Source organism: Caulobacter sp. 17J65-9, from assembly GCF_010975005.1.
Lineage (GTDB): Bacteria > Pseudomonadota > Alphaproteobacteria > Caulobacterales > Caulobacteraceae > 17J80-11.
This window is the reverse complement of sequence record NZ_JAAIVC010000226.1, coordinates 1-4688: the sequence shown is the minus strand read 5'-3', so window position 1 is coordinate 4688 and position 4688 is coordinate 1. Positions and strand designations below refer to the sequence as shown.

Here is a 4688-nt window from a genome sequence, read left to right as displayed (position 1 = left end):
GCCGGAGCCTGGGCCGCGGGAGCCGCCGCCGCGTCGGCCGGAGCCGCAGCAGCAGGCGCGGCCGCCGGAGCTTCGGCCGGGGCGGGCGCGGCCGCTTCGGCCGGAGCCTCGGCGTCCTTCTTGCCGAGCATGCCCTTCACCGCGTTGACCGGCACGTCCACGATCTTGTCGATCCGCGCGCCGCCGGCGGCGAACGAGTGATCGACGAAGCGCAGCACGATGGTGGTCACGCCGAACAGCGCGAGCAGCACGAACAGCAGGCCGAAGATATTGATTCCGCCCGACTTCTTGGACCGTTCCCAGATCGGCGCGGCGCCGCCGTCCGCCACGCGGACCGGCTCAGGAAAACGCATGAAAGCCTCCCCATCCTCCAGGCCGCGCTCCCCCGCGCGGCCGACGTCAACCTTCAGTTTACCCTACGGTCGAGGTTGGGCATAGGGCCGGGAACCCCCATCAAACGCCAGCGTTCTCAATCCCGGGGCGAATTCAGGGAGAGTAGCGTATGGTAAAGAGTGGGATCGCCCTTATCGGGGCTACGTTCTTGATCGCGGCCTGTAGTTCGGATCCGAACGTCAACCGCAGCACCGCCATCGGTGCGGGCCTGGGCGCCGCCGCCGGCGGCGTGCTCGGCAACAACGTCAGCGGCGGCAACACGCTGGGCGGCGCGGCGATCGGGGCGGTGGTGGGCGGCGTCGCCGGCAATGCGGTCGGCAGGAGCCAGCAGCCGCAGGCGTCCAGCGTCAACACCCGTCAGTACTACGACTCCCGCACCGGGCGGTATTATTACTACAACCCGAGCGACGGGTACTATTACTGGGAAAATGGTGAGCGCCGCTACTGAGCGAGCCGCCGCACGCAGGACAATTCAGGGGCGGCCGGTCACGGGGACCGGCCGCCCCTTCTGCTTTCCGGGACGGCTTGTTGAGCCCGAACGGGGCTTTGCGAGTTTATCCCTGGCTCGGCGGTCGCCGGAGCGGAGGGAGATCGCCATGAAGCCTGTGGGAGTTGTGTTGGGGGCCCTGGTCCTGGCCGGGTGCGCCGGGATGCACGAGCCGACGCCGAAGCCGGCCGCCGCGGCCTGCGGCAAGACCAGCTTCACCCTCTACTTCGACACGAACGAGACCACCCTGACCGGCCCGGCGGAGGCGGTGGTCGCCGACGCCGCCAGGCGGCTGCAGGGCTGCGCGATCAACAGCGTGCGGGTGGTCGGCCTGGCCGACGCGGGCGGCTCGCCGGCCCAGAACCTGGAGCTCTCGGCCGCCCGCGCCGCCCATGTGGTCGAGGCCTTCGCCGCCCACGGCTGGCCCAAGCCCAGCTTCGAGATCGCCGCCGCCGGCGCGGCCGGCGCCACCACCCCCTCGGGCGAGGCGAAGCCGCTGCGCCGGCGGGTCGAGGTGTTCGTCGACGCCGGGCCGAAGCGCTGAGGGGTCAGCGCAGGCCGCCGACGAAGGCCTCCACCGCGGCGGTGTCGCGCAGGTCGCCCGTGTAGCGCACCGCCGGCGCCGCCGGGACGTTGCTGCCGCGCGGTCGGCCCCGGTAGACCTTCACGGGCACGTAGGCCGTGACCCGGTCGCCGGGCAGGCGCTGTTCGCGGACTTCCATGTAGGCGGTGTCGGCGGAGGTCTCCTGGCCGACATGGATCGCGCCGAGCGCGGTCAGCAGGTCGACCGCGTCCAGGCAGGCGGAGGCGCAGTTGAAGTCGGTGAAGACGTAGGCCTTCGCCTTCATCGGCGTGTCCGCAACCACGGCTGGCTCCGGCGCGCCCTCCTCGTCCGCCTTGCGCCAGTAGGGGCGGCCCTCGGCCTTGGCCGCCTTCAGGCCCGCCACGGCGCCGTCGAGCCAGGCCATCAGTTCCGGGTCAGGCGTTTCGGCCTTGCCGAACATCTCCTTGAGGAAGCCCATGTGGGCGATGTTGCCGTCCGAAACCCGCCAGTCCACGCCTTCCGACTGCGGTTCGCGGGCCGCCACGTATTCGGCGCCCCACAAGCTCTTGGCCATGCCGCTGAGCCAGGACGAGGAGCCGCCGTTGTTTCCGCGCAGGTCGAACACCACCACCGGGGCTGCGCGCAGGTCGCCCGCGCGGGCCTCGACCGCTTTCGAAAGCGCCGTCAGCTTCACGCCGTCGGCGGACGTCGGATCGCCGTCGAACGAGCCCAGGCCGACCCAGAACCCGCCGTCGCCGTAGGGCCGCAGCTCGATCGGGGTGGTGAAGCGCGGGGCGCTCGCCACGGCGAAGCCCTTGTCGCGCGTCGCGGCCGGCAGGTCGCGCCAGGCCAGGGCGTAGGTCTTGCGCGCGCCGTTCGCCTCGAACACGCAGCGTTGCGCCCGCCGCACATAGGGATTGCCGTAGTCCACGAAGAGGGCGGCGCTGTAGGCCTCGCGGCGCGAGCGCAGGCTCCACCGGCCCGCCGTGCGACCGACCACCTCGGCCGCCAGCGCGTCCGCGGCGCGGCCGTCGCAGCTGACCAGGACCGCGCCCATCGGTGGTGCGGCTTCGTCCTCGCGGAACACGACTTCGTTGCGATCGCCGCGCAGCGCGGTGAGGAAGCCCGGCCAGCGGGACGTGAAGACGAAGCCGTCCGTCCGGTAATTGGTCAGGCCCAGGTGGCCGTCGTCGAAGGAAGCGGCGTAGGTCTGCAGGGCGAAATAGTAGTCCGGATAGGTTTTTGCGGTCTTCGCGCGGACCAGGGCGGCCTTCAGGCCGCGCTCGAGCAGCGGCTTGAAGCCGGGGTTCTCGGGGTCGACCGGGCCGGGGTGGGAATCCAGGATCAGGTCGTGGAAGGCCTCCGCGTCCTGGCGCAGCGCCGCGCCCCAATCCGCGTTCCCGCCCGGCTCGGCGGCCTGCGCCGTCGACGCCAGCACCGCCGCGGCGGCGACGGCGATCACGCCCGTCCTGATCATGTTTGCGACTCCATGGTTCCCCGACCAGCGGTCTACTGCCGCGCCCGCGGGACAGGCGCTAAGTGAAATTACGGACAGGCATGCGACGACCTGCGGCTTGTCGGCCAGCGTAAGCGGGAATATGTCGCGGCCATGATCGCGGTCCTGGCCAACCCACAGCGGTTCATGAGCTTCTCCCGTCCGCTCGCGCCGGCGCTCGGCGCGCTGGCGGCGGTCCTGTTCGCGTGGGGCCTGTGGCTCGGCTTCACCGCGCCCGAGGACTACCAGCAGGGCGACACGGTGCGGATCATGTTCATCCACGTGCCGGCCGCGTGGATGGGCCTGTTCGCCTACGCCTGCCTTGGCGGCGCCAGCTTCTTCGGCCTGGTGTTCCGCCATGCGCTGGCCGACGCCGCCGCGCGCGCCTGCGCGCCGCTGGGCGCGGCCTTCACGGCCCTGGCGCTGGTCACCGGCTCGCTGTGGGGCAAGCCGATGTGGGGCGCCTGGTGGCAGTGGGACGCCCGCATGACCTCGGTGCTGGTCCTGTTCCTGTTCTACCTCGGCTACATGGCCCTGCAGGCGGCCATCGACGACGAGCAGAAGGCCGCGCGCGCCAGCGCCGTGCTGGCCCTGGTCGGGTTGATCAACCTGCCGATCGTCAAGTTCTCGGTGGAGTGGTGGAACACCCTGCACCAGGGCGCCTCGGTGTTTCGCAAGGGCGGCTCCAGCATCGACCCCAGCCTGCTGACCCCGCTGCTGGTCATGGGCCTGGCCTACAACGTGCTGTTCGCGGCGCTGTGGATCGTGCGCATCCGCACCGAGGTGTGGCGCAAGCGGGCTGGCGCGCTGGCCCTGAAGGCCGCGGGAGGCGCCTGATGCTCGACCTCGACATGGGCCGCTACGGCCTCTTCGTCTGGCCGTCCTACGCGATCAGCGCCGGCGTGCTGATCTACCTCGTGGTCTCGACCCTGCTGCGCGCGCGCAAGTGGAAGGCCGAGGTCGAGCGCCGCGAGCAGGAGCTCAAGTCGTGAAGCGCTGGCTGGCCCTCGCCCCGCTGATCGCGCTGGCGGCGCTGGCCGTGCTGTTCGCGGGCTATGCGCTGAAGCATGATCCCAAGGTGAATCCCGACGCCCTGGTCGGCAAGCCGCTGCCGACGGTGGCCGTGCGCCCGCTGGCCGGCGGCGCCGAGCAGCCGCTGACCGCGACGGTGGACGGGCCGACGTTGATCAACGTGTTCGCCTCCTGGTGCGGCCCCTGCCGGATCGAACACCCGCAGCTACTGCGCCTGAAGGGCGAGGGGGTGCGCGTGGTCGGCCTGGCCTACAAGGACAAGCCGCAGGACACCTTCACCTTCCTGTCTGAACTGGGCGACCCGTTCGTGGCCACCTGGTCGGACCTGAACGGCCGCGCCGGCATCGAGCTGGGCATCTCCGGCGTGCCGGAGACCTACCTGATCGACGGCGACGGCAAGGTGGTCGCCAAGCACACCGGCCCGCTGAACGCCGCCGACGCCGACGAGATGCTGGCCAAGTGGCGGGCCTTGCCGCGCCGTTAACCTTTCATAGACCGAAGCCGTTAACGTTTGGGGCCATGACCAGCCCGATCCGCCCCGGCTTCACGCCCGTCCAGACCCCGCAGCCGTCCGCGGCCCGGGCCGACGCGCGTGCGGCCCAGCGGGCCTTCTTCCAGCAGGCGCTGGGCGAGGCGCGGGCCAATATCGGCGCGCCGCAGACGCCAGCTCAGCCCCAGGTCCAGACCCAGGCCGCGGCCCGCCCGCAGCCGGCCGCCGCGCCCGAGCCGGCCCGTCC

At 71.4% G+C, this 4688-nt stretch carries 8 protein-coding genes; 6 read left to right on the top strand and 2 right to left on the bottom strand.

The window, feature by feature from the left end; genetic code table 11:
* Positions 1 to 353 (bottom strand): hypothetical protein (locus tag G3573_RS22070; protein ID WP_205598394.1); only part of this gene is annotated, 353 nt, incomplete at its 3' end.
* Positions 354 to 502: 149 nt separating this feature from the next.
* Between G3573_RS22070 and G3573_RS20135 the strand changes: the two genes are divergently transcribed.
* Together G3573_RS20135 and G3573_RS20130 are read left to right on the top strand one after the other, a co-directional pair.
* On the top strand, positions 503 to 841 hold the full coding sequence (locus G3573_RS20135; RefSeq protein WP_163263458.1) for a glycine zipper domain-containing protein: 339 nt from the start codon (positions 503 to 505) through the stop codon (positions 839 to 841).
* Positions 842 to 989: 148 nt separating this feature from the next.
* Positions 990 to 1424, top strand: a complete 435-nt coding sequence (locus G3573_RS20130) for an OmpA family protein (protein ID WP_163263457.1) — start codon at positions 990 to 992, stop codon at positions 1422 to 1424.
* A 4-nt stretch (positions 1425 to 1428) separates the two neighbouring features.
* Here the strand turns inward: G3573_RS20130 and G3573_RS20125 are convergent, their stop codons facing one another.
* A complete protein-coding gene (locus G3573_RS20125; RefSeq protein WP_163263456.1) occupies positions 1429 to 2901 on the bottom strand; it encodes a peptidase S41 in 1473 nt (490 codons plus the stop codon).
* 132 nt (positions 2902 to 3033) lie between these two features.
* Between G3573_RS20125 and G3573_RS20120 the strand changes: the two genes are divergently transcribed.
* The 4 genes from G3573_RS20120 to G3573_RS20105 form a co-directional block, all read left to right on the top strand.
* Positions 3034 to 3756 carry a heme ABC transporter permease gene (locus G3573_RS20120; protein WP_163263455.1) on the top strand — a complete coding sequence of 241 codons (723 nt, stop codon included), beginning with the start codon at positions 3034 to 3036 and terminating at the stop codon, positions 3754 to 3756.
* Positions 3756 to 3911, top strand: coding sequence for a heme exporter protein CcmD (gene ccmD, locus G3573_RS20115; RefSeq protein WP_163263454.1), 156 nt, complete (start codon positions 3756 to 3758; stop codon positions 3909 to 3911). Before G3573_RS20120 ends, ccmD begins: the two co-directional genes overlap by 1 nt.
* Positions 3908 to 4435: a DsbE family thiol:disulfide interchange protein gene (locus G3573_RS20110; protein ID WP_163263453.1), complete on the top strand. Its 528-nt coding sequence runs from the start codon at positions 3908 to 3910 to the stop codon at positions 4433 to 4435. The genes ccmD and G3573_RS20110 overlap by 4 nt, the downstream gene beginning before the upstream one ends.
* A 35-nt stretch (positions 4436 to 4470) precedes the next feature.
* On the top strand, positions 4471 to 4688 hold a 218-nt coding region (locus G3573_RS20105; RefSeq protein WP_205598393.1), incomplete at its 3' end, for a hypothetical protein.

Bases quoted from the DNA above. Each gene is read 5' to 3' on its own strand.
- G3573_RS20125 (WP_163263456.1), bottom strand. From the start codon at position 2,901: ATGATCAGGACGGGCGTGATCGCCGTCGCCGCCGCGGCGGTGCTGGCG.
- G3573_RS20120 (WP_163263455.1), top strand. From the start codon at position 3,034: ATGATCGCGGTCCTGGCCAACCCACAGCGGTTCATGAGCTTCTCCCGT.
- G3573_RS20135 (WP_163263458.1), top strand. From the start codon at position 503: ATGGTAAAGAGTGGGATCGCCCTTATCGGGGCTACGTTCTTGATCGCG.
- ccmD (WP_163263454.1), top strand. From the start codon at position 3,756: ATGCTCGACCTCGACATGGGCCGCTACGGCCTCTTCGTCTGGCCGTCC.
- G3573_RS20130 (WP_163263457.1), top strand. From the start codon at position 990: ATGAAGCCTGTGGGAGTTGTGTTGGGGGCCCTGGTCCTGGCCGGGTGC.